The organism is Glycomyces terrestris (assembly GCF_003933745.1).
Lineage (GTDB): Bacteria > Actinomycetota > Actinomycetes > Mycobacteriales > Micromonosporaceae > Glycomyces > Glycomyces terrestris.
In genome coordinates, this window is the sequence record NZ_RSEB01000003.1 from 362,395 (window position 1) to 388,005 (window position 25,611).

Here is a 25,611-nt window from a genome sequence, read left to right on the forward strand (position 1 = left end):
TTCGCGGCGAACCGTAACCTCAGGGGCTACTCGTGCGTTGTTCTCAGTACAGGAGCAGGATCCATGCAGTGAGAGGGGGTGTGCCCGGTGACATTGAACCCTATGGAGCGCCGTCGCGCGGAGGAATTCGCGCGGCTGCTTGACTCCGGCGGTCCCACCCTCCCTCACTCGCGCCGCAGCGCGGACCCATCGGGTGCGTCAGCAGAAGCGTTCGCCGAACTCGTCGGCGTCACCGAGCGGCTGGGCGGGCTGGGCGACCAGCTCTTCAACGCGACCAGGCCGTCGCGGGACTGGCAGGACGCCACCCGCAGGCGGCTCATGGCCGTGGCCGAGGAAGAGGGCATCGGCGTCACCGCCAGGCACCGCGCCAGCGCGGCCGTGCCCGACACGAACAGGGCGCCCGTCCGCGACGAGATGTTCCCGCGCCGCCCCCGCGGCGGCCGGCGCATCGCGATCGTCGCGGCCCTCCTCACCGGCACCGTCGCGATCTCCGGGGTCTCCGCGGCCTCGGGCGACGCCCTCCCCGGCGAGACGCTGTACGAGGTCAAGCGCTCCACCGAGCGGGCGCAGCTCGCCTTGGCGGGCAACGACCTCGGACGGGCGCAGCTGTTCCTGGAGTTCGCGCGCACGCGCATCCAGGAGGCCGCGCTCGTGTCCGACGACGACGCGGCGGCCGCGAAGGCGCTGGGCGACGCGGCCGCGGAGCTGAAGAGCGCGAGCGCGCTCCTCGGCGAGCTGGCGGTCGCGAACGGCGACGCCGCGCCGCTGGACTACCTCGACCTGTTCGCGAACGAGCACCGCTGGGTGCTCGAGGACCTCGTCGAAGGGCTCGAGGGTGAGGCGAAGGACGCCGGCGCGGAGCTGGTGTCGGTCCTGGAGGCCGCGGCGCTGCGCTCGGTGGAGCTGCGCGGCGCGCTCGACTGCACCGACGCGGGCGGCGAGGCGGACGAGCTCGGTCCGATCCCGGGCTCGTGCGCGCAGAACGCCGTCGACGCGACCGAGCCGGCCGACTCCGGCGCCAGCACCGGCACCGGCACCGGCGAGGAGGCCGAGGCCGACCCGGGCGGCGGCGAGCCGACCGCGGGCGGGGAGGACGCGGACGCCACCACGGGTGAGCCCGACCCGGCCGACGAGGGCACGCCGGCGTCCGACCCGGCGAGCGGCGGGGCGAGCAGCCCGGCCGACGACGGGCAGTCGCCGAACGCCGAGACCGAGGACGACGTCCTCGGCGAACTCACCGGGATCATCTCGGACCTGTTCGATTGATCACCCGCCGCGGCCCGCGCCGCGGCGGCGAAGGCAGGGTGCGGAGCGGGACCGGGGCGCCTCACGGGGCGCCCCGGTCCGCGTCCGCGGCCGCTGCGGGGAGCAACGGCGCATTTCGGGCCAGGTGCGGCCATCCGGCGCGGCCGGGACGAGACATGAACAAGGCCACACTGGAAATTCACCGGGCTCGCGTCCTCGCGTTACAGGGCGTCTGCCTTGGGCTTGTAGGCTTTTAGGGTGTCTGAGATCGAGGCTTCCTCCAGCGCCTCCGCCACTCCCCGTCCGTCCGTGCGGGGCGGCGGCGTCGCTCGCACGCAGTCCAACGCCCACTCCGTCGTCGTCGAGCCCGCCGCGCCCGGCGAGGACGAGCTCGCCCAGATCCCCTCCGCGGCCTTCTTCGACGTCGACAACACCCTCATGCACGGCGCCTCCACGTACTACCTCGCGCGGGCGCTCGCCCGCCACGGCGTCCTGTCCGGGCGCGACATCCTCGGCTTCGCGTGGAAGCAGGCCCGCTTCAAGTTCCAGGGCGTCGAGCACCACGGGCACATCTCGCAGATCAAGTCCTCCGCGCTCGAACTGGTCGCCGGGTTCCCCGTCGACGAGATGCGGGCGCTGTGCGAGGAGGTCGTCGACCGCGACATCTCCCCGCGCATCCTCGCGCCGGTGCGCCGGCTCGCCGAGCGGCACCTCGAGACCGGCCAGGAGGTGTGGCTCGTGACCGCCAGCCCGGTCGAGCTCGCCGGGGTCCTCGCCTCGCGCCTGGGGCTCACGGGCGCGCTCGGCACGATCGCCGAGATCGAGAACGGCTGCTACACCGGCCGGCTCGTCGGCGACCTCATGCACGGCCCCGCGAAGGCCGACGGGATCGCCCAGCTCGCGGCCGAGCGCGGCCTCGACCTGGCGCTGTGCACCGCGTACTCCGACTCCGCGAACGACCTGCCGATGCTGCGCAAGGTCGGGCGCGCGATCGCGGTCAACCCGGACACGCGCCTGGCCCGCCAGGCCCGCCACCACGGCTGGCCGGTCCTCGACTACCGGCGCGGGCGCCGCGCCGCGAAGCTCGCGCTGCCCGCCGCCACGGCCGCGGGCGTGGGCGCGGGCCTGCTCTACCTGTACAAGTCCCGCGAGCGCGACTAGCGCCCTTGGACACCGCGCAGCGGCTCACCCTCGCCGGGGCGGCGGCCCTCGCCGTCGCCTGGCTCGCGTGGCCGTCCCCCGACCGCCCCGAGACGCTCGCGGCCCCGCCGGCGCAGCCGACCGTGTGGGAGACGTGGGACGCCGAGCCGGTCGACTGGCCCGGGGTGGTCGACGGCCGGGCGTGGACGCCGCTGCGGGTCCTCGACGAGGACTCGGCGCTCGGCACCGACGAGGCCGGGAGCCTGCTGTACGTCGAGCTCGACGAGGCCGGCGACGCCGCGGTGACGGTGGTGGCCGAGCCCGGCGGGGTGCCGGGCGTCGTGGCGGCCGCCGCGACCGACGAGCGGCTGGCGTGGATCGCGTCCGTGCCCGACGAGCAGGGCCGGGTCGTGTCGCAGCTGTGGACGGCGCCGCGCGGCGCGGACGGGCGGCCGGGCGAGGCTGCGGTGCTGACGGCCGACACCGGGGACGTGATCGCCTCCGGGTCGGCGTACGACCTCCAGTTCGCCGCCGAAGGGCTGCACTGGCTCTCGACCGCGCGCGGGGAGGCGCTGGTGACCGAGCACCGGTCGATCCCGGTCGGCGGGGGCGAGGTCGCGGTGACCGGGCACCTGGGCGCGTGGCAGGCGGCGGCGTGGCCGTGGCTGGCGAGCGCCGGGTCCGACTCGCTCGGCGGGGCGCAGCTGGTGCGCACCGACACCGGTGCGGGCGTGAAGGTCTTCTCCGGGGCCGAGGAGCTGACGCTGTGCTCGGCGACGTGGTGCCGGCTGATCGTGACCGCCGACGACGGGGCCCGGACCGACCTGATCCGTCCTGACGGGACGGACCGGGTGACGGTGGCCGAGGGGTTCACGTCCGCGGTGTCCCCCGACGTGGGGCTCATCGACCGGTTCGAGCCGCTCGTGGAGCGCGGCGCGGGCGCGGGCGACGCCGCGGTGGTGACGCTGTTCGACCTCGAAGCGGGCGAGGCGTACCTGGTGGCGTCGAGCGCCGGGCAGACGGGCGCGGACGCGCGCAGCGTGTGGTGGTCGACGGGCACCGCGGACCTGTTGGTGTGGCACGTGCTCGACCTCACGGACCTGGCTTGATGTGAGGCGATCGCGCGCCGGGCGCGGGTAACGTCGATGCCGTGACCACACCGCACCTCGCCCCGGCCCGCCCGCAGATCATGGGGGTCCTCAACGTCACCCCCGACTCCTTCTCGGACGGCGGGCGGTACCTGGACTTCGGCGACGCGGTCGCGCACGGCGAGCAGATGGGCGCCGAGGGCGCGGACCTCATCGACGTCGGCGGCGAGTCGACCCGGCCGGGGGCCGAGCGGGTGGACGCGGCGACCGAGACCGCGCGCGTGGTCGACGTGATCGCGGCGCTCGCCGAACGGGGCCTGGCGGTCTCGATCGACACGACGCGGGCCGCGGTGGCGGCCGCGGCGATCGAGGCGGGCGCGAGCGTCGTGAACGACGTGTCGGGCGGCCTCGCGGACCCGGACATGGCGCGGGTCGTGGCGGACACGGGCGTGCGGTGGGTGCTCATGCACTGGCGCGGGCACTCGGCGGACATGCAGCGCCTGGCGCGGTACGAGAACGTGGTGGCCGACGTCAAGGCCGAGCTCGAGGACCGGGTCGAGGCGGCGCTGGACAGCGGCGTGGACCGCGAGAAGCTCATCCTGGACCCGGGTCTGGGGTTCGCGAAGTCGGCCGAGCACAACTGGCGGCTGTCGGCGCACCTGGACGAGTTCGTGGCGCTGGGGTACCCGGTGCTGTTCGGGTCCTCCCGCAAGTCGTACCTGGGGTCGCTCCTGGCCGACGAGAGCGGGAAGCCGCGCCCGGTGGGGCAGCGGGAGGCGGCGACGCTGGCGACGTCGGTCCTGGCGTTCGAGGCCGGGGCGTGGGGCGTGCGGGTGCACGACGTGGCGGGCACCGCGGACGCGCGCGCGGTGTGGGCGGCGACGCGCGCGGCGCGGTAGCTGACGGATCGCCGACAGGGCCCGGTCGGGCCGCGGCCGGGACGCCGGGGCGGACCTGCGGGTTCGCGCGGCCCGGGGCGGGGCGCGGTGATCGCGATCGCGTCTCGGAAGTTGGAACTGCTGTTGCCGATGCACGTGGCACACCCGTAGCATTCGGCTCGTACTTCATCCAGAGCAGCTGAGGGGTCCGGCCCTGCGACGCTGCGGCAACCACCGACGTGCTCGGCAGGTGCCAAATCCGGCCCGCTCCGGCGGGAAAGATGAGGGAGGAGCCTTCTCGCATGTCGAATGCCCTGTTCGCCGACAGCCCCGCCAAGGGCCTGGTCTGCCGCAACTGCAACGCCACCTACGACCTGGTCGCCCAGCACGCCTGTTGGCAGTGTTTCGGGCCCCTCGAAGTCGACTACGACCTCGAGGAGCTGGCGAAGGTGACGCGGGAGCGGATCGAGGCGGGCCCGCAGAACATCTGGCGGTACGCGCCGCTGCTGCCGGTCGGCGTCCACCCGGAGGACCGGGTGAGCCTGAACCCCGGCCTGACCCCGCTCATCGACGCGACCCACCTGGCGAAGGCCCTGGGGATGCGCAAGCTATGGGTCAAGGACGACAGCGCGAACCCGACCCACTCGTTCAAGGACCGGGTCGTGTCGACCGCGGTGTCGGCGGCCGTGAAGCTCGGCTTCGACCGGTTCGCGTGCGCGTCCACGGGGAACCTGGCGAACTCGGTCGCGGCGCACGCCGCCCGGGCCGGCGTCCCGTCGATCGTGTTCATCCCCTCGGACCTGGAGCCGGGCAAGGTCGTGCAGTCGGCGATCTACGGCGGCACGCTCGTGGCCGTGCAGGGCTCCTACGACGACGTGAACCGGCTGTGCTCGGAGCTGACCGAGACCGACGAGTTCGAGTCGACCGCGTTCGTCAACGTGAACATCCGCCCGTACTACGCGGAGGGCTCGAAGACCCTCGGGTACGAGGTGGCCGAGCAGCTGGGCTGGCGGCTGCCGGAGCAGGTCGTGGTGCCGATGGCCTCGGGCGAGCTGCTCACCAAGATCCACAAGGCGTTCGAGGAGGCCGCCGAGATCGGCCTGACCGAGCCGGGCAAGGTCCGGGTGTTCGGGGCCCAGTCGGCCGGGTGCAGCCCGATCGCCGACGCGTTCGACGCCGGCACCGACGTGATCACCCCGGTGAAGCCGACCGGGATCGCGAAGAGCCTGAACATCGGCGACCCCGCGGCGGGCCCGTACGCGATCGAGGCGTGCCGCTCCACGGGCGGCGGGATGGCGAAGGTCTCCGACGACGAGATCCGGGACGGCGTGAAGCTTCTCGCCGCGACCACGGGCGTGTTCGCTGAAACGGCCGGCGGGGTCGTCGTCGCTACGCTCCGTAAGCTCTTGGAGTCGGGTCAGCTCGATCCGGAGGCGGAGACGGTCATCTACAACACCGGCGAGGGACTGAAGACCCTGGACGCCGTGTCGTCGCTGGTCGGGCCGACGCACACCGTGAAGCCGTCCCTGAAGGCAGCGAAAGAAGCGGGACTCCTGCAATCGTGAGTGGAGGGTGGGAGTTCGGAACGCGGACAAATAAAACGCTTTCCGAACTCCTGAAATTATCACTCTGAGTGACCGATGTGAAGTGATGTGTCGGGTACCCGACAAAAAGAAGCGAAGTTCGGGTCTTGACCGTATTCACTGAATGAGCAAGAATTCTTGGTGCGGGAGGCCGCAGCAGTCCTGTCGCCACTCACCCGGTTGACTGCGAGTCCTGGGGCTAGAACGTGTCGAGCAGCGCCAGCCGGTGTCAGGAACTGCGGTCTCCCGACCATGCTGCCCCCGGTCGATGACTTCCCGGAAGCCGCCTCCCCCAAACCCGCTCCACGCAACGGGCGCAATGCGCTTGCCCGCGTCGCACCCCTCTGCCAGGCTCGGCCCATGACGCATTTCGACATCGTCCGGGTGGACCCCTCGAATCAGGCGCTCGTCGAGTCCTGGCTCACCGCACAGGAATCGGTGCAGGCCCACGACTTCACGGGGCTGAGCCCCTGGAACCCGCTCGGCGCGCTCGCGGGACTCGTCGTCCCCGACCCCGACGTCCGCCGCGAACGCTGGGCGGCCGTGTGCGACGGCGCGGTCCTCGGCTACCTCGGCCTGCACCTCTCCGACCGCGACAACACGCACCTCGCGAACTTCGAGATCGGCGTGCGGCCCGAGTCGCGGCGCCACGGCGTCGGCTCGGCCCTGCTGCGGCACGCCGAGGAGCGCGCGGCCGAGGAGGGGCGCACCACGATCTCGACCTGGCTCGCGGTCCCGCACGAGGACTCCCCCGACGTGCGCGGCGACGGCGGGCCGTTCCTGATCGACAAGGGCTACAAGCGGTCCCTGGAGGCCGCGGTGCGGGTGTGCGAGCTCGCGACCGTCCTCGACGAGGACCTCGACCGGCTGTGGGAGGAGAGCTGGGCGAAGGCGGAGGGCTTCGAACTGGCCGTCTTCCACGGCGAACCGCCGGCGCACCTCATCGACGGCGTCGCGTACCTGCACGCGCGCATGTACACCGACATGCCGCTGGGCGACTGGGACCTCCAGGAGGGCCGCATCACGGCCGACACCGTCCGCCTGTGGGAGCGCCAGCGGCTCCTGCGGGGCGTCCTGAACATCCAGAGCGCGGTGGTGCACAAGGAGAGCGGCGAGGTCGCCGGGCTCACCGAGATCCACGTCCGCGCCGGGGACGAGCGGCACTGCCTCCAGGGCGACACGATCGTCGACCCGCGCTTCCGCGGCCACCGGCTCGGCACGATCCTGAAGATCGCGAACCAGCGGCGGCTCCAGTCGATGCGGCCGTGGATGCGCTACGTGTGGACCGGGAACGCCGAGTCGAACACGCACATGATCGCGATCAACGAGGCCGTCGGGTACCGGCTGGCCGGGCACGAGACGGTGTTCCAGAAGCGGCTCGGTTAGCGGCGGCTCGGCTGGAAGCGGCTCGGCTAGTGGACGAGTCCTTCGTGGATGCGGCGGCGTTCGGCGTGGAGTTCGGCGATCCGCTCGCGCGCGGCCTCGTCGCCGGCGCGGGCGGCCTCGCGCAGGGCGTGGATCTCGTCCTCGAGGTCGAGGCCGCGGCGGTTGAGCTCGAAGAGGCTCTCGTTCACCTCGGGCTCGGGCGTCTCGCGGATCGCCCTGGCCCCGGCGGCGGTGACGCCGAACGGGGCCAGGCGGGCCGCGTCGAGCTCGAACGCGCGCCGGTGGCCGGTGACCTTGTCCATGCGGTCGCTGCCCTCGCTCTGCATGTGGGACAGGCCGGTGTGGGCGTAGAGCCACCACATGGTCTCGCCGTCGAGGTGGCGCACGTTGTAGCCCCAGGGGGCGAGGGCCTGCGCGAGGGTGCGGTGGTTGTTGCGGTAGACCGTGCGCGGGTCCGCGGCCGGTTCGAGCAGGCTCAGGCCGATCGAGGGGCTGTGGTGGTAGGCGCGGTGGCCCGTGGCCTGCGCCGGGACCCAGTTGCAGCCGAGGACGGGCGAGAGGATCGCCGGCTCGCCGTGCCCCTCGGCGAGGTAGGCCGCGGCCTCCCGGTGGAGCCGGGCGACCAGGCCGCGGTGGATCGCGTCGTCGTCGTCGAGGCGGGTGGTGAGGACCCAGCCCTTCCTGCGGGCCTTGGCCTCCGCCGCGGCCCAGGCGGCGAGGTCGGGGACGAAGTCGCGCTTGAGCTCGGTCTCGGCGACGCGCAGGTACGGGCGGCTCTCGGCGAGGGCGTCGAGGCGCTTGCGGGCCTGCGGGGGCATGTCGCGGTCGACGGCGACGACCCACACGAAGTCGCGGTCCTCCTGGGCGTCGAGGGAGGCGACCGTCAGGTGCTCCATCATCAGCTGGCGGTACGCGAACCACTGCTCGTCGAAGACGCCGATGCCGTGGCGGGTGGCGATGACGTGCAGGAACTCCTTGCCTCCGGGTGCGGCGGCGCGCAGGCGGCGGCGCAGGGCGGCTAGCGGCTTCGGGCTCATGGGCTCACTTTCTGCGGGCGGCTGTGTGGGGGTAACGCTCGGAGCGCGCCGAGGGTTGCTCCCGCCGGAGTGAACTGTGCGCCAAATCTTCCGCTCAGGCGAGTCGCGCCCGCCACCAGTCGAGGGTCTCGGCGAGGGCGGTGTCGGTCGGCGTGGGCTCGTCGCCGAAGGTGTCGGTGAAGTCGTGCGACTCCATGACGTACGGGCCGTCCCACTGGTGGCGGGTCTCGGCCATGCCCTTCATGGCGGGCTGGGCGAGGCCGACGACGCGGATGAGGACCCACCAGGGCATGCGGGAGACGCGGACGGGGCCGCGGCCGAGCAGGCGGGCCATGGCGTCGACCATGTCGCGCTGGGAGGCGGCCGGAGCGGTGGGGACGTGCCAGGGGCGGCCCCAGGCGCGGTCGTCGCCGCCGAGGCGGATGAGGGCGCGGGCGACGTCGGGGATGTAGGTGAAGGAGTGCGGCGCGTCGGGGTCGCCGAGGACGGTGACGCCCTTGCCTTCGACGACGGGACGGACGATGCGCTCGCCGAGCATGGCGTCGGCGAGGGCGCCGGGCCCGAAGTAGTCGGAGCCGCGGGCCTCGGTGAAGCGGAGGTCGCCGGCGGCGTGGAGGGCCATCGCGTCCTCCCACATCTTGATGCGGATGCGGCCCTTGTGCCCCGGGGAGCGCAGCGGGGTGCGCTCGGTCATGGGCGCGGTGACGGGGCCGTACACGTAGAGGTTGCCGGTGTTGACGAGGCCGGCGCCGTGGGCCTTGGCGGCGGCGAGGATCGCGGCGAACATGGGCGGCCACTCGTCGGCCCACTGGTGGTAGCCGGCGGGGTTGGCGCAGTTGTAGATGACGTCGGCGCCCTTCGTGGCGGCGGTGAGGGCGGCGGCGTCGCGGGCGTCGACCTTGACGTGCTCGATGCCGGGCGTGCTGGGGCCGCCGGAGCGGCTGAGGACGCGGACGCGCTCGCCGCGCCCGGCGAGGATCGCGGCGACGGTGGAGCCGATCTGGCCCTTGCCGAGGATGACGTGGTCGGTCACGGGAGTTCCCTTCTCAGATAGAGAGCGGTGCTCTCTGTTGAGAACAACGATCTCACATTCGCGGCGCCAATGCAAGAGCAGTGCTCTCGAATTTTGGCGGGTGCTCTCGGAGACGCCGAACGGCCGCACCGGTGCCGGTGCGGCCGTTCAGGGTTCGCGGTCTAGCCCTCGCGATTGTGCGCGTAGTTCTCCAGGTACTCGAGCTGCTCGGGGTCGAGGCTGGGGCGTACGCGCTCCATCGCCTGCTCGACGTGGGCGGCGGTGACGACGCTGGCGTCGAGCGACTCGCGCATGGCGGTGAGCGCGGCCTCGCGCACGAGCGCGGCGCAGTCGGCGGCCGAGTACAGCCACAGCTCGTCGGCGACCGCGGCGAGGTCCACGTCGTCGGCGAACGGCACGTTCTTCGCGTTGGCGCGCAGGATGTCCGCGCGCCCGCGCGCGTCCGGCGGCGGCACGTAGACGAGGCGCTCGAGCCGGCCGGGGCGCAGCAGCGCGGGGTCGATCATGTCGGGCCGGTTGGTGGCGCCCACGACGACGACGTCGTGCAGGGCCTCGGCGCCGTCGAGCTCGGTGAGCAGGGCCGCCACGACGCGGTCGGCCGTGCCGCCGTCCGTGCCGGCGCCGCGCACCGGCGCGAGGGCGTCGAGCTCGTCGAAGAACATCAGGGTCGGACTGGCCTGGCGGGCGCGGCGGAACAGGTCGCGCACGTTCTTCTCCGACTCGCCGACCCACTTGTTCAGCAGCTCGGAGCCCTTGACGCTCATGACGTTCGCGTGCCCCTCCCCCGCGACCGCGCGCACGATGTAGGTCTTGCCGCACCCGGGCGGGCCGTACAGGAGGATGCCGCGCGGGGCCTCGATCCCGAGGCGGGTGAACGCGTCCGGGTAGGTGAGCGGCCACAGCACCGTCTCGGTGAGGGTCTGCTTCAGGTCCTCCATGCCGCCGACGTCGGCGAGGGTGAGCCCGCCGAGCTCGACGGCGTCGCCGCCGAGGCTGGTGGGCCGCACCGACTCCAGGGCGCCGTCGAAGTCGGCCGGCTGGAGCGCGGTGGCCCCGCCGTCCTTGGCGCGCAGCGCGGCCCGCACCCCGGCCTCGCGGACCATGACGGCGAGGTCGGAGGCGACGTAGCCGGGGGCGCGGTGCGCCACGGACTCGAGCTTCACGTCCTCGGCGACCTTCATCGAGCGGGTGAAGTAGACGAGGAGGTCGCGGCGGGCCTCGGCGTCGGGCATGGGGACGACGACCTCGTGCTCCAGGCGCGAGCGGAGCGCGGCGTCGACGTCCTCGGTGCGCGCGGTGGTGCACACCACGGCGTGCTCGCCCGGTTCGGCGAGGACCTCCTCGACGAGGCGGGAGAACATGGTGCCCAGCGGGGTCCGGCGCCCGGCCGGGGCCAGGTGCTCGACCCCGCGGACGAGGAGCACGCCCGGGACGGGGAGCGCGGCGACGGCGGCGCGGAGCCGGTCGGCGGCGGCGTTCGCCTCGAGGGCGGCCAGGTCGGAGCCGGAGACCTCGCTGACGCCCGCGCCGACCGCCGCGGCGACCGAGCGGACGACGGTGGCCTTCCCGGCGCCCGAGGGGCCCGAGACGAGGACGCCGAGGGCCATGTCGGTGCCGACGACCTTGAGGACCTCGCGGTGGTTGAAGCCGAGGTCGAGGAGTTCGCGCAGTTCCTCGGCGGGGATCTTCGCGCCCGCGAGCTCGTCGTAGGGGATCGGCGCGACGCCCGGGACCGCTTCGGGCGCACGGGGTTCGGCGAGCGGCGCGCGGGTCTCGGCCCGCGGGCGGACGGCGGCGGCGCTGCCGCCGTAGGAGGCGGGCATGCGCTCGCGGCCGGCGGGGAGGGGGGCGTCGGCGGCGGCGCGGGTCGCGCCGACCCACTCGACGCGGGTGTCGGAGGTGATCATCGCGCCGCGGGCGGGGCTGGCCTCGACCACGTTGAGCACCATGGTGGTCCAGCCCATGCCGAGGGTGTTGTTCAAGGTGCGGCGGGTGGCCGTGACGGCGTCGCGGGCGGCGGAGCCGAGCTCGATCGGCAGGAGCGACACGTCGTCGCCCTCGCAGACGACCTTCGACAGGAGTGCGAGGCGCAGCGTGTCGGGGTCGACGACCGCGACCGCGGAGGCCGGGCCGGACAGGACGACCCGGTCGGCGGCGGTGAGCTCCACGGGCGCGAGCCGCACGGGGTCGCCGTCGCGGGCGCCGATGTTGCCGAGGGTGAGGTCGTCGGCGTAGAGGGCGCGCCGGGAGGCGTACCGGTCGGCTTCGAGGACGATCGCGGCGGTCGCGCGCCGCCCCGTGATCCCGACGGCGTCGCCGGGGCGCAGGCCCAGGGCGGTGAGGGCCTCGGGGTGGAGGCGGACGATGCCGCGCCGCGCGTCGAGCGCGGCGCGGGCGCGGGTGGCGGTCAGTGTGAGGGTGCCTGCTTCGGTCACGCGGCCCAGCCTATTACGGGCGGGGCCCGGTCGGCGACGCTCGCCTTCGGGCCCCGGGGTCGGACATGTCGGTTCGCCGCCGCCCCGGCCGCGAGTGCTCCGGCGGGGTGCGGACAGTCGGGACGGGCTCGCTGCGGAGGCGGCGTCTCGGCGGAGGCGGTGCCGTCGGCCCGGTCGGCGGCGTCCTCGATCCCGCGCGGCTTCGCCCGCGAGGCGAACGGGGTCCGGGGCGGCCGGCGGCCCGGCCGCCGGGCTACTCCTCGGCGGGGGTGAGGTCCATGCGGTAGACGGTCTTGCCGTCCTCGAGGAGGACCGCGGTGGAAGCGCCCTGGTCGGCGAACTCGCGCCAGCGCTCGCCCAGCCAGGACTCGGCGTCGCCCTGGCTGCCCAGGTCGCTGTCGGGGGTTTCGAGCGTGTTGCCTTCGGCGTCTTCGAGCTTCCAGGTCCAAGTCATGGGGCAACAGTACGCGATCGGGCGGGCGCGCGGTCTGCGAAGCCCGGCGTCACCAGTCCCACCGGTCGCTCGCCGGGGCGGTCACGGGAGTGCGTTCGACCTGCGGGGGCTCCGCCTCGGCGCGGCGGGGCCCGAAGGCCGCGGCGAGCGCGAACAGGGTCCACAAGGGCAGCAGCGCGATCCACAGCCAGGCCGGGGAGACGGGCATGGGGGCGAGGGTCGCGACGCCGCGGTCGACGGCGTCGAGGACGGCGAGGCCGCCGACGATCGCGGTGAAGCCGCCGAGGAAGCGCACGCCGGCGCGGAACCAGGAGCGGCCGGCGAGGAGCCAGCCGCAGCCCCACAGGGCCACCGCGAGCGCTTCGTAGTCGGCCCGGCCGGACCACACGGCGAGGACGAACAGCAGTGCGCCGCAACCGGTCGCGATGGCGGAGAAGGTCATCGCGCCGGCGCGCGGCGGATTCGGGGAGCGGGCGGCGCCGAGCCAGCCGGCGCCGGCGAGGAAGAGCAGGGCGGCGGCGAAGGCGACGGCGGCCTGGAACTCGAGGCGGTCGGTGAAGCGGGCGCCGAGCCAGTCGCAGGTCGCGGGCAGGTCGGCGGTGTCCTGGAGGCCGCACTGCCAGGCCTTGAGGGAGCGGAGCGGGTCGCCGGCGACGCGGGCGGCGTCGGCGCCGCAGGGCGGGAGGACGGAGGGCGCGGTGCGGTAGGCGCCCGGCTCGTCGAAGCAGTTGCCGACGCCGGTGCCGTCCCACCACAGGTCGAGGCGGTTGCGGTGGCGGGCGCCGTCCTCGCGTTCGCCGAAGACGTTGCCGCTGAAGGTGTTGCGGTCGCCGCCGAGGCCGGTGTCCTGGCCGGGGGTGCCCCAGGCGGCGACGGCGGCGGTCTGCTGGTCCCAGATGCGGTTGCCGGTGACGGCGGTGCCGGTGCCGTCGGCGACGAGGACGCCGACGCCGGAGGGGTAGGCGCGGTCGGGGCAGAGGACGCCGTCGGCCCAGTCGCGGTCGGCGGGGTCGCCTTCGCAGGCGGCGGTGCCGAGTCGGTGGTAGTGGTCGGTGTTGTTGCCGTACAGGACGTTGTCGGCGGCGGTGACCTCGGCGGTGGGGCCGGTGTCGGCGACGACGAGTCCGGTGGTGTTGCCGTGCAGGCGGTTCGCGGTGGCGGTGGCGGTGGTGGCGGTGCCGCGGATCTCGAGGCCGGCGGTGTTGCCGGTCGCCTCGCAGCCGGTGACGGCGGCGTTCGAGTTCTCGACGAGGATGCCCGCGGTGTCGGCGGTCTCGGCCGTGCAGTCGGTGAGGGCGACGCCGGTGGAGTCGGCGATGTGGAGGCCGGCGCCGTCGCTCTGGAAGGCGCCGACCTCGACGAGGGCGGCGCTCTCGACGGCGGTGAGGCGCAGGGCGGCGCCGCGGGCCTGGCCGAAGGCGATCCCCTTGAGGTAGAGGCCGGAGGCGGCGTGGGCGGTGAGGACGGTGTCGGCGGTGAAGCGGGCCGAGATCTGGACGTCGTCGGGGCTGTCGCCGAGGCCCTCGATCTGGAGGCCGGGGGTCTCCAGGACGATCGCGGCGTCCACGGCGTAGTGGCCCGGGAGGACCTGGATGCGGGCGCCGGGGGCGGCGGCGGCGATCGCGGCGGGCAGGTCGCGGTAGCCGTCGGCGAGGCAGTCCTCCTGGAGGCGCTCGTTGGCGATGCGCTCGTTGTAGACGACGCCCTCGTTGCGCTCGGTGAAGTCCTCGGCGTCGGCGGTGCAGACGAGGAGGAGGTCGCCGTCCTCGCGGTAGGCGGGCGGTTCGGCGGCGGGGAGGGCGGGGAAGGGGTCGGGTGCGGCGATGCGGCCCTCGGTGGCGGTGCCACCGACGTAGCAGGTGAAGACGAGCACGGCGAGCACGCCGGTCATGAACGCGAGGGCGGCGAGCCGGTGGTCGGGGCGGTCATTGAGGCGTGTGGGGGGCACGGAGACAGGGTAGCCCGCGGCGCACACGGTGTGAAGAGGCCTGAATCGGCTGGGGCCCAAACATTTCGGGCATCGCGGCGGGGTCGTCGCGGCATACCGCCCCCGGTTGGGGCGGTATGCCGCTTGCGCAGCGGCTGCGCCGTCTGCACTGGCAGCCAGTACAGAGAAAGGGAGAACCACTCACTTTACAGTGAGCGGTCCTCCCTCGCGGTACTCAGTCGGCCTGAGCGAGCACTCCCGAAGGGGCGCTTGCTACATCATGCCGCCCATGTCGCCCATGCCGCCGCCGGCGGCGCCGGCGCCTTCCTTCTCCGGGGCGTCGGCGACGACGGCCTCGGTGGTCAGGAACAGGGCGGCGATCGACGCGGCGTTCTGGAGCGCCGAGCGGGTGACCTTGGCCGGGTCCGGGATGCCGGCGGCCAGCATGTCGACGTACTCGCCGGTGGCGGCGTTCAGGCCCTGGCCCTTGGGCAGGCCCTTGACCTTCTCCACCACGACGCCGCCCTCGAGGCCGGCGTTCTCGGCGATCGCGCGGAGCGGCGCGCCGAGCGAGCGGCGGACGATCTCCACACCGGTGGCCTCGTCGCCCTCGGCCTCGACCTTCTCGAAGGCCGAGTCGGCCTGGACGAGCGCGGTGCCGCCGCCGGGGAGGATGCCCTCTTCCACGGCCGCCTTGGCGTTGCGCACGGCGTCCTCGACGCGGTGCTTGCGCTCCTTCAGCTCGACCTCGGTGGCCGCGCCGACCTTGATGACGGCCACGCCGCCGGCCAGGCGCGCCAGGCGCTCCTGGAGCTTCTCGCGGTCGTAGTCGGAGTCGGAGTTCTCGATCTCGGCGCGGATCTGGTTGATCCGGCCCTGGATCGCGTCCTCGTCGCCAGCGCCGTCGACGATGATGGTGTCGTCCTTGGTGATGACGACCTTGCGGGCCTGGCCCAGCAGGGACAGGTCGGCGTTCTCGAGCTTGAGGCCCACCTCTTCCGAGATGACCTGGCCGCCGGTGAGGATGGCGATGTCGCCGAGCATGGCCTTGCGGCGGTCGCCGAAGCCGGGGGCCTTGACCGCGGCCGACTTGAAGATGCCGCGGATGCGGTTCACCACGAGGGTCGGGAGGGCCTCGCCGTCCACGTCCTCGGCGATGATGAGGAGCGGCTTCGAGGTCTGGGTGACCTTCTCGAGCGTCGGGAGCAGGTCCTTGATCGCGGAGATCTTCTGGTTCGCGATGAGGATGTAGGGCTCCTCGAGCACGGCCTCCATGCGGTCCTGGTCGGTCACGAAGTAACCGGACAGGTAGCCCTTGTCGAAGCGCATGCCCTCGGTGAGCTCGAGGTCGAGGCCGAAGGTGTTCGACTCCTCGACGGTGATGACGCCTTCCTTGCCGACCTTCTCCATGGCCTCGGCGATGATGGCGCCGACCGTGGCGTCGCCGGCCGAGATGGAGGCGGTGTTGGCGATCTGCTCCTCGGTGTCGACCTCGGTGGCCGACGCCTGGAGGTGCTCGACGACGGCCGCGACGGCCTTCTCGATGCCCTTCTTGATGGCGATCGGGTTGGCGCCGGCGGCGACCGCGCGGAGGCCTTCCTTGACGAGGGCCTGCGCGAGGACGGTGGCGGTGGTGGTGCCGTCGCCCGCGACGTCGTCGGTCTTCTTGGCGACCTCCTTGACGAGCTCGGCGCCGATCTTCTCGTAGGGGTCCTCGAGCTCGATCTCCTTGGCGACGGACACGCCGTCGTTGGTGATCGTGGGGGCGCCCCACTTCTTGTCCAGCACCACGTTGCGGCCCTTGGGGCCGAGGGTCACCTTGACGGCCTCCGCGAGGGTGTTCATGCCCCGCTCGAGCCCGCGGCGAGCCTCCTCGTCGAATGCGATCATCTTCGCCATTGCAGATGGCTTCCTTTCGGATAACGTTCGTTGTCGACGGTGAGGCGGCATTCCCGCGACGGTGGGCCCAGGGCCCGTCCACCTCATCGCTGTCCTTAGCGTTAGCACTCCCCAGCGGCGAGTGCCAAATCAGGTATAGCACTCTCGCCTTGAGAGTGCCAATCCGGGGCACGAAACCAGTGGTGGAGCGCGCGCCCGCCCGGACGGGGCCCGGCGAGGGCGCGGCCGGGCGCCGCGAACAGCCCCCGCGGCGCCGAACGCCGCCGCGCCGCGGGACGGGATCAGGGCGTCGGGGAGGGCGATCCCGGGTGGCCGGGCTCGCCCGGGCCGGTGTACCCGCCCGGGGCCGCCGCGCCCGACGCCTCGGCCGAGAGCGAGGTCGCCGAGACCGACTCGGTGCGCCCGCGCAGCCACGCGTACGTGCACAGCGCCGCCGACAGGATCCAGATCATCGGCGCCAGGAGCAGCAGCGCCATCACCGCCTCGGTGACGATCGTGAGGACCGCGGCGAGCCAGCCCGCGAAGACCGCGTGCCACAGGCCCGCGAGCAGCAGCCCGACCAGCGCGATGACGAGGTTCGCGGCGACCGCGACGAGCACCACGATGACGAGCCGCCCGAGCGCGGGCCAGAACGCCGAGTGCGTCAGCTGGACCGAGCGCGCGTACGGGCTGCGGTGCGCCTCGAAGACCGCGGCCGGGGCCATGAGGCTGAGCGCGAACACCGCCCACAGGCCCGGCAGCACACACAGCACCAGGCCGACCGCGATCGTGACCCAGGCGAGCAGCAGCCACAGGAAGAACCTGCCGCCGCGCTTGAACCCGAACGAGAACGCCTCCCCGAGGCTGAGGAAGCCCCCGGCCGCCTCGGCCGCCGCCGTGCGGACCGCGGCCAGGACCGCCGAGCCGGAGACGTACAGGACCGCGAGCGTGAGCACCAGGCCGATGAACCCGGCCAGCGCGCCCGGGGAGTACTCGCGCGCGAACGCGCCCCAGTCGGTGACGACGATGTCCTGCTTCGGGGCGCGCACGTTGTTGTTGTAGGCGCCGAGGACCCAGCGGGGCAGGACCACGCCGATGAGCAGGATCAGGCCGACGGTGCGCCACGAGCGCTGGACGACGTCGAAGGAGGCGTGCCACCAGCCCTCGAAGGCGTCGGTGACGAGGGGGTCGCCGCCGGAGAAGCGGCCCGAGGGCTCCTCGGACTGCCCGGAGTTCCAGTAAGGATCGTCGCTCATAGGGCGGATCGTAGACCAGCCAACCGTGCATATCAGACAAACGACCGCAGCGCATCCGTTCGGGGACGCCCGGTTGTCCGATTCGCCCGCCGCGGGCGGGCGGACGCATTAGCGTCTGCGGCAGGTGTCGGCGCGCGCGGCGCCGGGTACAGGCGGCGGATCGCCGAGAGACAGGGAGGGCCGGAGATGTCCCATCGCGAGCACCCCGCAGCGGCCGGCCGAGAGAAGACGTTCTTCGGGCATCCGCGCGGCCTGGCCGTGCTGTTCGGCACCGAGATGTGGGAGCGGTTCAGCTTCTACGGGCTCCAGGGCATCCTGCTGACGTTCCTGACCGCGAGCGTGCTCCAGAACGGGCTCGGGCTGGAGGACACGGTCGCGGTGCCGATCGCCTCGCTGTACTCGGGCGCGGTGTACCTGACGTCGCTGCCGGGCGGGTGGCTCGCCGACCGGGTGCTGGGCGCGCGGCGCGCGGTCCTCATCGGCGGCGTCGTCATCATGTTCGGCCACATCTCGATGGCGATCCCGGTCGAGGGGCCGGGGCTGGTGTTCTTCGGCCTGTTCCTGGTGGTGCTCGGCTCGGGCCTGCTGAAGCCGAACATCTCGGTGATGGTGGGGCGGCTGTACGACGGGGACTCGGACGCGCGGCGCGACTCCGGGTTCTCGGTGTTCTACATGGGCATCAACCTGGGCGCGTTCCTCGGCATCCTGGTGACGCCGTACCTGGCGGGCGAGGACCGGTGGCACCTGGGCTTCGGCGCGGCCGCGGTCGGGATGGCGCTGGGCCTGCTGTGGTACGTGCGCGGGTGGCCGCGGCTGACGAACGCCGGCATCGGGCCCTCGCGGCCGCTGGCGCCGGAGGAGCGCGGCAAGGTCGTCCGCATCGTCGTCGTCTCGCTGGTGGTCGCGGCGGTCGCGATCGCGGTTTGGGCGGCGACGGGGACGCTGACGCTCGCGACCGTGCCGACGGTGGTGACGATCCTGTCGATCGCGGCCGCGGTCTGGTACTTCGTGTACATCTTCGGGGAGGCGAAGGACGTCACGGCGGCCGAGAAGGCGGGCCTGCGCGCGTACGTGGGCCTGTTCGTGGCGGCCGTCGTGTTCTGGATGCTGTACCTCCAGATGGGCTCGATCCTGACGGCGTTCGCGGCGAACTCGGTGGACCTCGACTCGTGGGGCTTCCATCTGCCGGCGGGCGGGGTGCAGAACTTCAACTCGATCGCGATCCTGGTGTTCTCCCCGATCTTCGGCGCGATCTGGCTCAAGGCCGGCGAGGGCTTCGGGACGGCGTACAAGTTCGCGCTCGGCGTGGGACTGACGGGCCTGTCGTGGGTGCTCCTGGGCTGGCTCCAGGGCCGCGCGGACGGGGGCGTGCTGGTGGCGCTCGGCTGGATGGCCGTGGTGTACCTGCTGCTGACGTGGGGCGAGCTGTGCGTCTCGCCGGTCGGCCTGTCGGTGACGACGCAGCTGGCGCCGGCCGCGCTCAAGGGGCAGCTCATGGGCGTGTGGTTCCTGGGCCCGGCGGTGGGGACGCCGCTGGGCGGGCAGGCGTACGCGTTCCTGGTGCCGAAGGTCGGCGAGCAGGCGTTCTTCTACCTCCTCGCCGGGCTCGCGCTCCTGGCGGCGGTGGTGCTGGCGGTGTGCAGCCCGGCGCTGCACCGGCTCATGGGCCGCGGCGGGCACGGCCCGGACGCGGTGCTGGAGACGCCGCCGGAGCCGCGGGCGCGGTAGCGGCTCAGCGGCCGGTGAACCAGGCGCCCGCCTGGCTCATGAAGCGGCGCACCGCGCTCTGGCGCGGGATGATCGCCTCCGCGGGGGCGGGGTGGGCCGCGGGGAATCCGGGTTCGATGAGGCGGGGCTTGAGCGGCTCTGCGGGCTTGATCCACGAGTCGGTCTCGGCGCCTTCGGGATCGGCGGCCCAGTGGCGGCCGACGCGGTCGAGGCCGATCGCGTAGACGGTGGCGCCGCTGCGGTCCACGCGGATGCGCAGGAAGCACTTCTGGTCGATGACGGACATGCCGGCGAACAGCTCGTTCGCGTTGACGCCCAAGCGGTTGGCGACGACGAGGTAGAGGCCCACGAGCCAGGTCCCGGCGAGGCCGATGATCGGCAGGTACAGCAGGTAGGTGATCCAGGAGACGTCGTCGGCCTGCTTGACGAGCAGGGACCCGCCCCACGCGAGGGCGGTCTGGGCGAGCCCGTGGACGGCGCCGAGCAGGTAGTGCCTGGTGGTGCGGCTGCCCTGGCCCGGGTGGGCGAAGCCGACGCCGGCGCCGATGAGCACGGCGGTGACGGCCACGAACGTGCCGGTGCCCTCGAGGATGGAGACGGTCGCGATGAGGCCGACGACGGCCATGAGGACGACGAAGCCCTTGTTCAGCCACGGCAGCCGGGCGAAGATCCCGAGGGCGTAGCTGAGCGACTTGGCCTTCGACGGGTAGGTCTGGGTGAGGCGGTACTCCCGTTCGGGCGCATCGGGTTCGGGCACCGAGCGCCGCGGGGCGGTGAGCTCCTCGGGCAGGGTGTGGGTCGGCGAGAGGTACGCGCCGCCGCCGCCGGCGCCGACGAGGTGGCGCACGCCGTCCACCTCCGCGTAGTGCGCGTAGTGGTGGCGGTCGCCGGTGAGGATGAGCGGCACGAGGCCGCCGCGGGCGGCGATGACGTCGCGGATGAAGTGGTCGATGCGGTCGAAGGACCGCGGGTCCTCGGCCGTCCACAGCCAGGAGGGCTGCGCGATGCACAGGATGACCTGGTCGCCGGGCTGCATCTGCTCGGCGGCGCGGCGGAAGTACTCGATCTGGTTCTGGTCGAGGTGGGTGTCGAACTGCACGTCGAGGGCGAACAGCCACCAGCGGTGCGGCAGGTTGAGCGCGAAGTAGGAGCGCTTCTGGAAGGTGCGGTAGCCGCCGATGGTGCGGCCCTCGGTGAACTGGCGCGCGAAGGCGGTGAGGCCGTCGAACCAGTCGTGGTTGCCGGGGATCGCGTACAGCGCCACGGGGTTCCCGGGGTTCGCGGCCTCGTACGGGCCCTTCATGCGCTGCTCGTACTCGACCCAGTCCCCCGCCGGGTAGACCTCGTCGCCGCCCATGACGAGGACCGAGCCGCGCGGCAGGCGCTCGCCGCCGACCTCGAGCTCGTTCTGGGCCATGAGGTACGCGATCGAGTAGGTCGCGTTGAAGCCGTCGCCGATGTCGGCGACGTAGTCGATCCACAGCTCGTCGGTCCCGGAGTGGTCGTACACCGGCTGCGGCCGGCCGCCGATGATCTCGCGCTTGTCGACGTACCCGCCGAAGACCCGCGCGAGCCCGAACCGCATGCTCGTGTCGACGAGCGTGCGCGGCGACAGCCACCGCACGGGCTTCTGGGGGACGAAGCGGAGCTGCTCGGGGGAGAGGTCCTCGGGGCGGCGGGGCATAGGGCCCATGATGGCACGGTTTGGGCGCCAACGGAACCCGCCGAAACCGTTTCACGTCGCGCGCGGCCGCGGCCTAGACTCGCGCCATGACCGAGATCCGCTTCGCCGGCCCCGGCGACATCGACGAGATCGTGCGGCTGCGCGGCATCATGCTCTCGCAGTGGATGGACACCGCGGACAACGGCTGGCACGCCGACACCGCCGCGGTCATCGCGCGCCGCCTGGCCGAGCCGGAGCCGTCCATGGTCATCCCGGCGGTCGACGCCCCGGACGGGTCGGGGGCGCTGGCGGCGTGCGCGGTCGGGCTCGTCGACGAGCGGCTCCCGTCGCCGCGGAACCGCAGCGGCCGGTTCGGCCTCGTCATCAACGTGGTGACCGATCCGCGCTGGCGCCGGCGCGGGTTCGGGCGCGCGTGCATGGACGCGCTCATGGACTGGTACGAGGCGCGCGACGTCCGCATCCTGGAGCTCACCGCGACCGAGGCCGGGGAGGGCCTGTACCGGTCGTTCGGGTTCGAGCGGCTCGGCGACGCGGTCATGATGCGGCGGACCTCGTTCTGAGCCGCCGCCACAGGCAGAGGGCCAGGAGGCCGAGCGCGACGGGCGCGGCGGCGGGGCCCCACCAGGTCCAGTTCGCGGCCGCGACGGCCGCGGTCGGCGCGGGGGCGGGGGCGTCCCGGCAGTCGCCGATGCCGCCGGCCGCGTCGACGTGGAAGCAGTCGGCGCCTGAGAACCCGTGGGGCGCACCGGTGCCGAGACCGGCGGCGATGCCGTGGGCGAGGACGGCGAGGAGCAGGGCGGCGAGGGCGAGGACGCGCACGGCTCACTCCCGCACGCTCAGCGACGGGAACCGGAACCAGCTCCTGATCGCGAGGAGCAGCAGGACCGCGAACGCGAGCGCGGCGAGCACGACCGCGGGGAGGACGGGCCCGATGAGGGCGATGACCGCGAGCGCGCTGATCGCGGCGATCCGGGACGCGGGGGTGCGGCCGGTGGCGGCGCGGGTGAACGCGGCGTTCCCGGCGAGGTTGAGCGCGGGCCCGCCGGCGACGGCGGCGACGGTCGCGGCCCCGGCGGTCCCGTAGGGGTCGGCGAGCACGAGGGCGGCGCCGGCGAGCGCGACCGCGGCCCCGGCGACCATGAGCGCCTTCGCGAGGCGCGCGGCGGCTGCGTCGGGGGCGTCGGCCCGGGTCGCGCGGAGGTAGAGGCGCCACAGGACGGCGACGGTCGCGATCCCGAGGAGCGCGGCGAGGGCGGCCGGCAGCGCGAACCCGGTCCCGTCCGCTCCCGCCGCCATCTGGCGATGCTATCGCGGCGCGGCGGCCCGCACGGCCGCTCGGCGGCAGTGCTCAGCGGCCGCTCGGCGGCAGGGCTCGACGGCCACTCGCGGCGGGGCTCAGCGGCCGCCCGCGGCAGGGCTCAGAGGAAGAGGCAGAAGGGGTGCCCGGCCGGGTCGAAGAGGACCCGCACGTCCTCCTGCGGCTGGAAGTCGGCGAGGCGGGCGCCCTGCTCGACGGCGTGGGCGACCGCGACGTCGAGGTCGTCGACGTGGATGTCGAGGTGCTGGGTGGCGTGCGGGCGGCCGGGCTCGGCGGGCCACACCGGGGCCTGCCAGTGGCGCTCGTACTCGAAGTTCAGGGTGAGGCCGCCGGTGCGGACCTGCGCCCAGCCGGCCGCGTCGGGTTCGTGCTCGCGCGGCGGATCGCTCACGGCGACCTCGGCGCCCAGGAGTCGGGCGTAGAAGTCGGCGAGCGCCCGGGGGTCGGGCGCGGTGACGGTGATGGCGTTCGGTGACAGTCGCGTGCCGCTCATCGCGGGAGGGTAGGCGCGGCGGCCCCGCCGCAAACGCGGCCGGGGCCTCCGGGTCAGGCCGCGTCCAGGGCCGCGGTGATCTTGCGTGCCATCTCGGCCATGGTCGGGCTGGGTTCGCCCTTGTGGGCGCGGCTGGCGGCGTCGAGGGCGACGGCGATCGTGCGGCGGAAGTTCTCGGCCTCGGACGGGTCCTGCTCGCGCAGGAGCCGCACCGACGCGGTGAGGGCGGGGAGGACCTGGTCGGCGAGGGCCGCGGACGACCTGGCCTGGAGCTTGAAGTCGCGCTTCTTCTCGGCGAGGACGTGGCCGACCGCGCCGGTGGCGGCGGTGAGGGCGTGGCTCCCGCCGGTGGCGACCTTGTGGGCCGAGCCCGCGATGCCCGCGTAGGACATGAGGGTGACGGCGCCGAAGGCGGCGGTGCGGATGGTGGACTTGTCCTGGGCGGTGAGTTCGACGGTCATCTCGGCTCCTTGCGTAGGCGGGTGGCGGCCGCGGCGTCCTGGTTCGACGATAGGCCGCGGCGGTTCGGCGTCGGACGCGATTCCCCGTCCGCGGCGCGGGCGGGGCGGTGTTCGTCCGTGCCTGAACTCTGCGCGCGGATGCTGACAGCGCGCTGACACGCCGCTGATGGTCGGGGCCCCGCCGGGACCCGACCGGCCCCGGTCGGGGCCCTGCGGTCAGCGGGGTCCACTGCACAGCCTTCGAATCAAAGACCCGTCAGAAAACGGTCTCTAGTCGATCGCAGGCGCTTCGGAGGCCGCGTATTGCAGTTACCGAATACCGGTGCCCCCTGGCTCAACCCGCCCCCGCCATGATCGGAGCCGTCAAAGGCTGAACCGAGGCACGGCGAAGGGCCGCCCTCACACACCGGCGGCCGTTGCGCTGCACCGGAACCAAGTACCGCATCGTCGACAAATCCGTAGTAACCTCTGGTAACCCCGCAACGACGCGCCCATCCCCTGTGACCTCAGGAGTCTTCGGCATGCCCGATTCCCCCGGCGAAGGCGGCCAGTTCGCCGCCGACCTCTACGAGCTTTTCGAAGTGGCCCAGAAGGACCTGCGTCCACTGGCGGAGTTGTACAGCGGTTTCTCCTCCAGCGTCGACGGCTCGAACTCATACGATCTGGATCCCGCACCGGCGGGCGGCACCGTCTTCGGCGGCCAGGGGGCACTCCGCTCCGGGTCCGCGCTCACCGCGCTGCGAGACGACGTCCAATACGCCTTCGCGCTCAGCAGCCAGCACATCGAGTCGGCGGCCGCGACGCTCATCGAGGTGGCCGAGAGCTACGCGGGCACCGACGACGAGACCCGATCGGACTTCGACGCCTTCGTGTCCGAGAACTACCCGGACGGCGCCGAATCGACGCCTGCGGCGTCGCCGACCTACCCCGCATCAGGCGGGGGCCCCGTTCCCAGAGACTGACCTCACCACGGATCGAAGAAAGGCGCCGATCTTGGCAGGCAACCCGTACAGCCTCGAGCAGCTCGATCAGGACCTCTACGACCTCGCGTCCAAACTCCACGAGATGAAAGCACTGGAACAGACCATCGACGAGTTCTGGGCCAGGGTCGGCGTCCAGGCGATCCCGCTCGTCGGCACCTGGTTCCAACTGATCTACGACGAGATCACCTCCGGGCAGGAGGGCGTCATCATCAGCAGCGACGCGGCGGTGCTCGAGGACCTGCCCGACCGGTGCAGGCGACTGGTCGGCATCGACTCCGCGCCCTTCCACGACGCGGCCGCGCTCTTCGAGTCGACCGCCGCCGACATGGTGGGTATCGAAGGTGCTCCCGGGAACATCCTCAGCAACATCGGGAACTGGTACGGCGACGCGGCCGAGGCGTTCGAGGAGTACTTCTCCGCCTATTCGCCCGCGCAGGCCCGCCAAGCCGAGCTGTTCGCCTCGACCATCAACGCCTGCTCTTCACTGGAGGCGGCGGCCCTCCAGGCCAACGCCGCGGTGCAGTCCCTGATGGCGGAGGCGCTGAAGATGGCCGACCAGATGATCGCCGCGTACAAGGACACGCAGAAGGCGCTGGAGGTGAACCTGGTCATCGGCATCCTCGGCATCGCCGCCGCAGGGTTCGGCGTCGTCGCCGCCGCGGGCGCCGCAGCCGCGATCGCCGGAGCAGCCTCCAGCGGCGCGGGTTCGCTGGTATCGAGCATCTACGCCTTCAGCCAGATCGACGCCCAACTCGAGGCGTCCGACTCCAACACCCTCGTCAGTTCGATGAGCAGGAATCTCGCCTCCACCGAGACCGCGATCATGCAGGCCGACGAGGAGATCTACAGCGCGATCGAGGCGCTCCGGGGCAACTGGAGCATGCGGGAGATCGCGATTCCGGCGCCGCCCGGTTCCGATGAAGTGGACACCGAGAGCTTCCACCATGAATCCAGTCTCTGAGTACGGCCCGCGGGCTCGAAAGCCGCGCTTCGGCTCGCGCCGCATGCTGCTGGCGGTCGTCGCCGCACTCGTGCTGATCGCCGCGACCCTGGCCGTCGCACTCCCGCTCCTGTCCGCCCCGGACTACCAGGCCGCGGCGCCCTCCTCCTGGAACGAGGTCTGCCTGGGCGACCCGTCCGCGATGCAGGAGGTTCTGGACTCCCCCGAGCCGGCCCCGCCCAAGCCCCGGATCTCCGGTCCCGAGGGCTCGTACGCCTCGTACGTCTGCGAACTCGAATGGGACCCCGGCTCCGACGGCTTGACCGGGCAGCGACTGACACTGGACATCAAGGTGTTCGACGAATCCGAGCCGCTCGGATACGACGGCTTCCTCGACCCGCAGTCCGGCTCTCCGGACTGGGACCTGGAAGCCGACTCGGTCGAGGGATTCGAGCACGGCGTCTGCGTCGACCACGTCCGGCTTCCCGCGCCCTATGCGGAGTGCATGGCAGCGGACAGCAACCTCGAGCTCATCGTCCAGATCTGGCCCGCCACCACGCAGGGCGAGTACCCGAGCACCGAGTTCGGCCCCGGGGCCGTGCCGATCCGGGACCTCACCGTCGCGGTCGGGGAGCTGGTGCGGTCGGCGTTCCGGGCCTGAGCC

Annotated in this window: 22 protein-coding genes, 1 pseudogene and 1 riboswitch; of the genes and pseudogenes, 11 read left to right on the top strand and 12 right to left on the bottom strand. The window is 72.9% G+C overall.

Features of this window, described 5'->3' with window-relative positions; all coding sequences use genetic code 11:
- Positions 1-102: 102 nt before the first annotated feature.
- The 6 genes and pseudogenes from EIW28_RS11595 to EIW28_RS11620 all read left to right on the top strand — a co-directional run bounded on the left by EIW28_RS11595 (position 103) and on the right by EIW28_RS11620 (position 7,320).
- Entirely contained in the window at positions 103-1,266 is a 1,164-nt protein-coding gene (locus EIW28_RS11595; protein WP_125247867.1) for a DUF5667 domain-containing protein, read from the top strand.
- A gap of 237 nt (positions 1,267-1,503) precedes the next feature.
- Positions 1,504-2,406, top strand: a complete 903-nt coding sequence (locus EIW28_RS11600; RefSeq protein ID WP_197717216.1) for an HAD family hydrolase — start codon at positions 1,504-1,506, stop codon at positions 2,404-2,406.
- A gap of 5 nt (positions 2,407-2,411) precedes the next feature.
- Entirely contained in the window at positions 2,412-3,494 is a 1,083-nt protein-coding gene (locus tag EIW28_RS11605; RefSeq protein WP_125247868.1) for a hypothetical protein, read from the top strand.
- Between the two features lie 80 nt (positions 3,495-3,574).
- Positions 3,575-4,369, top strand: a pseudogene (gene folP / locus EIW28_RS11610) (dihydropteroate synthase); the annotation flags it as partial.
- A gap of 165 nt (positions 4,370-4,534) precedes the next feature.
- Positions 4,535-4,639: riboswitch (SAM riboswitch) on the top strand.
- Between the two features lie 14 nt (positions 4,640-4,653).
- Entirely contained in the window at positions 4,654-5,916 is a 1,263-nt protein-coding gene (thrC, locus tag EIW28_RS11615) for a threonine synthase (RefSeq protein ID WP_125247869.1), read from the top strand.
- Between the two features lie 378 nt (positions 5,917-6,294).
- On the top strand, positions 6,295-7,320 hold the full coding sequence (locus EIW28_RS11620) for a GNAT family N-acetyltransferase (RefSeq protein ID WP_158630372.1): 1,026 nt from the start codon (positions 6,295-6,297) through the stop codon (positions 7,318-7,320).
- A 26-nt stretch (positions 7,321-7,346) separates the two neighbouring features.
- Here the strand turns inward: EIW28_RS11620 and EIW28_RS11625 are convergent, their stop codons facing one another.
- From EIW28_RS11625 to EIW28_RS25380, 7 genes are all read right to left on the bottom strand, one after another.
- Positions 7,347-8,357 (bottom strand): glycosyltransferase, encoded by a 1,011-nt coding sequence (locus EIW28_RS11625; protein ID WP_125247871.1) that lies wholly within the window; start codon positions 8,355-8,357, stop codon positions 7,347-7,349.
- Between the two features lie 94 nt (positions 8,358-8,451).
- A complete protein-coding gene (locus EIW28_RS11630) occupies positions 8,452-9,390 on the bottom strand; it encodes an NAD-dependent epimerase/dehydratase family protein (protein ID WP_125247872.1) in 939 nt (312 codons plus the stop codon).
- Positions 9,391-9,551: 161 nt separating this feature from the next.
- Entirely contained in the window at positions 9,552-11,825 is a 2,274-nt protein-coding gene (locus tag EIW28_RS11635; protein ID WP_125247873.1) for an AAA family ATPase, read from the bottom strand.
- Positions 11,826-12,078: 253 nt separating this feature from the next.
- The gene (locus EIW28_RS11640; RefSeq protein ID WP_125247874.1) at positions 12,079-12,279 is read right to left on the bottom strand and encodes a hypothetical protein; all 201 of its coding nucleotides are present in this window, start codon (positions 12,277-12,279) and stop codon (positions 12,079-12,081) included.
- 49 nt (positions 12,280-12,328) lie between these two features.
- The gene (locus EIW28_RS11645) at positions 12,329-14,227 is read right to left on the bottom strand and encodes a right-handed parallel beta-helix repeat-containing protein (RefSeq protein WP_125247875.1); all 1,899 of its coding nucleotides are present in this window, start codon (positions 14,225-14,227) and stop codon (positions 12,329-12,331) included.
- A gap of 252 nt (positions 14,228-14,479) precedes the next feature.
- Complete coding sequence (gene groL / locus EIW28_RS11650; RefSeq protein ID WP_125247876.1) at positions 14,480-16,105, bottom strand: chaperonin GroEL; 1,626 nt, start codon at positions 16,103-16,105, stop codon at positions 14,480-14,482.
- Between the two features lie 281 nt (positions 16,106-16,386).
- On the bottom strand, positions 16,387-17,340 hold the full coding sequence (locus tag EIW28_RS25380) for a hypothetical protein (protein ID WP_125247877.1): 954 nt from the start codon (positions 17,338-17,340) through the stop codon (positions 16,387-16,389).
- Between the two features lie 186 nt (positions 17,341-17,526).
- Between EIW28_RS25380 and EIW28_RS11660 the strand changes: the two genes are divergently transcribed.
- On the top strand, positions 17,527-19,068 hold the full coding sequence (locus EIW28_RS11660) for a peptide MFS transporter (RefSeq protein ID WP_125247878.1): 1,542 nt from the start codon (positions 17,527-17,529) through the stop codon (positions 19,066-19,068).
- A 4-nt stretch (positions 19,069-19,072) separates the two neighbouring features.
- Here the strand turns inward: EIW28_RS11660 and EIW28_RS11665 are convergent, their stop codons facing one another.
- The gene (locus EIW28_RS11665; protein WP_158630373.1) at positions 19,073-20,752 is read right to left on the bottom strand and encodes a metallophosphoesterase; all 1,680 of its coding nucleotides are present in this window, start codon (positions 20,750-20,752) and stop codon (positions 19,073-19,075) included.
- Positions 20,753-20,838: 86 nt separating this feature from the next.
- Between EIW28_RS11665 and EIW28_RS11670 the strand changes: the two genes are divergently transcribed.
- Positions 20,839-21,312: a GNAT family N-acetyltransferase gene (locus tag EIW28_RS11670; RefSeq protein ID WP_125247880.1), complete on the top strand. Its 474-nt coding sequence runs from the start codon at positions 20,839-20,841 to the stop codon at positions 21,310-21,312.
- On the opposite strand, the gene EIW28_RS11675 is transcribed toward EIW28_RS11670, so the two are convergent.
- The 4 genes from EIW28_RS11675 to EIW28_RS11690 all read right to left on the bottom strand — a co-directional run bounded on the left by EIW28_RS11675 (position 21,287) and on the right by EIW28_RS11690 (position 23,024).
- Positions 21,287-21,571, bottom strand: coding sequence for a hypothetical protein (locus EIW28_RS11675; protein ID WP_125247881.1), 285 nt, complete (start codon positions 21,569-21,571; stop codon positions 21,287-21,289). The two genes, EIW28_RS11670 and EIW28_RS11675, sit on opposite strands and share 26 nt — an antisense overlap.
- A gap of 3 nt (positions 21,572-21,574) precedes the next feature.
- A complete protein-coding gene (locus EIW28_RS11680; protein WP_125247882.1) occupies positions 21,575-22,048 on the bottom strand; it encodes a low temperature requirement protein A in 474 nt (157 codons plus the stop codon).
- 122 nt (positions 22,049-22,170) lie between these two features.
- A complete protein-coding gene (locus tag EIW28_RS11685) occupies positions 22,171-22,563 on the bottom strand; it encodes a VOC family protein (protein ID WP_125247883.1) in 393 nt (130 codons plus the stop codon).
- Positions 22,564-22,616: 53 nt separating this feature from the next.
- Positions 22,617-23,024, bottom strand: coding sequence for a hypothetical protein (locus EIW28_RS11690; protein WP_125247884.1), 408 nt, complete (start codon positions 23,022-23,024; stop codon positions 22,617-22,619).
- A gap of 521 nt (positions 23,025-23,545) precedes the next feature.
- Between EIW28_RS11690 and EIW28_RS11695 the strand changes: the two genes are divergently transcribed.
- The 3 genes from EIW28_RS11695 to EIW28_RS11705 are packed head-to-tail and all read left to right on the top strand — an operon-like array spanning position 23,546 to position 25,608.
- Positions 23,546-23,986, top strand: a complete 441-nt coding sequence (locus EIW28_RS11695; RefSeq protein WP_125247885.1) for a hypothetical protein — start codon at positions 23,546-23,548, stop codon at positions 23,984-23,986.
- 31 nt (positions 23,987-24,017) lie between these two features.
- Complete coding sequence (locus EIW28_RS11700) at positions 24,018-24,968, top strand: hypothetical protein (RefSeq protein WP_125247886.1); 951 nt, start codon at positions 24,018-24,020, stop codon at positions 24,966-24,968.
- Positions 24,952-25,608 (top strand): hypothetical protein, encoded by a 657-nt coding sequence (locus tag EIW28_RS11705; protein ID WP_125247887.1) that lies wholly within the window; start codon positions 24,952-24,954, stop codon positions 25,606-25,608. The genes EIW28_RS11700 and EIW28_RS11705 overlap by 17 nt, the downstream gene beginning before the upstream one ends.
- Positions 25,609-25,611 lie beyond the last annotated feature (3 nt).

Excerpts from the sequence above, each read along its gene's own strand:
- EIW28_RS11670 (WP_125247880.1), top strand. The coding sequence starts at position 20,839 with ATGACCGAGATCCGCTTCGCCGGCCCCGGCGACATCGACGAGATCGTG.
- EIW28_RS11660 (WP_125247878.1), top strand. The coding sequence starts at position 17,527 with ATGTCCCATCGCGAGCACCCCGCAGCGGCCGGCCGAGAGAAGACGTTC.
- EIW28_RS11665 (WP_158630373.1), bottom strand. The coding sequence starts at position 20,752 with ATGCCCCGCCGCCCCGAGGACCTCTCCCCCGAGCAGCTCCGCTTCGTC.
- EIW28_RS11640 (WP_125247874.1), bottom strand. The coding sequence starts at position 12,279 with ATGACTTGGACCTGGAAGCTCGAAGACGCCGAAGGCAACACGCTCGAA.
- EIW28_RS11620 (WP_158630372.1), top strand. The coding sequence starts at position 6,295 with ATGACGCATTTCGACATCGTCCGGGTGGACCCCTCGAATCAGGCGCTC.
- EIW28_RS11595 (WP_125247867.1), top strand. The coding sequence starts at position 103 with ATGGAGCGCCGTCGCGCGGAGGAATTCGCGCGGCTGCTTGACTCCGGC.
- EIW28_RS11695 (WP_125247885.1), top strand. The coding sequence starts at position 23,546 with ATGCCCGATTCCCCCGGCGAAGGCGGCCAGTTCGCCGCCGACCTCTAC.
- EIW28_RS11685 (WP_125247883.1), bottom strand. The coding sequence starts at position 22,563 with ATGAGCGGCACGCGACTGTCACCGAACGCCATCACCGTCACCGCGCCC.
- EIW28_RS11680 (WP_125247882.1), bottom strand. The coding sequence starts at position 22,048 with ATGGCGGCGGGAGCGGACGGGACCGGGTTCGCGCTGCCGGCCGCCCTC.
- EIW28_RS11690 (WP_125247884.1), bottom strand. The coding sequence starts at position 23,024 with ATGACCGTCGAACTCACCGCCCAGGACAAGTCCACCATCCGCACCGCC.
- EIW28_RS11625 (WP_125247871.1), bottom strand. The coding sequence starts at position 8,357 with ATGAGCCCGAAGCCGCTAGCCGCCCTGCGCCGCCGCCTGCGCGCCGCC.
- EIW28_RS25380 (WP_125247877.1), bottom strand. The coding sequence starts at position 17,340 with ATGAGCGACGATCCTTACTGGAACTCCGGGCAGTCCGAGGAGCCCTCG.
- thrC (WP_125247869.1), top strand. The coding sequence starts at position 4,654 with ATGTCGAATGCCCTGTTCGCCGACAGCCCCGCCAAGGGCCTGGTCTGC.
- groL (WP_125247876.1), bottom strand. The coding sequence starts at position 16,105 with ATGGCGAAGATGATCGCATTCGACGAGGAGGCTCGCCGCGGGCTCGAG.
- EIW28_RS11705 (WP_125247887.1), top strand. The coding sequence starts at position 24,952 with ATGAATCCAGTCTCTGAGTACGGCCCGCGGGCTCGAAAGCCGCGCTTC.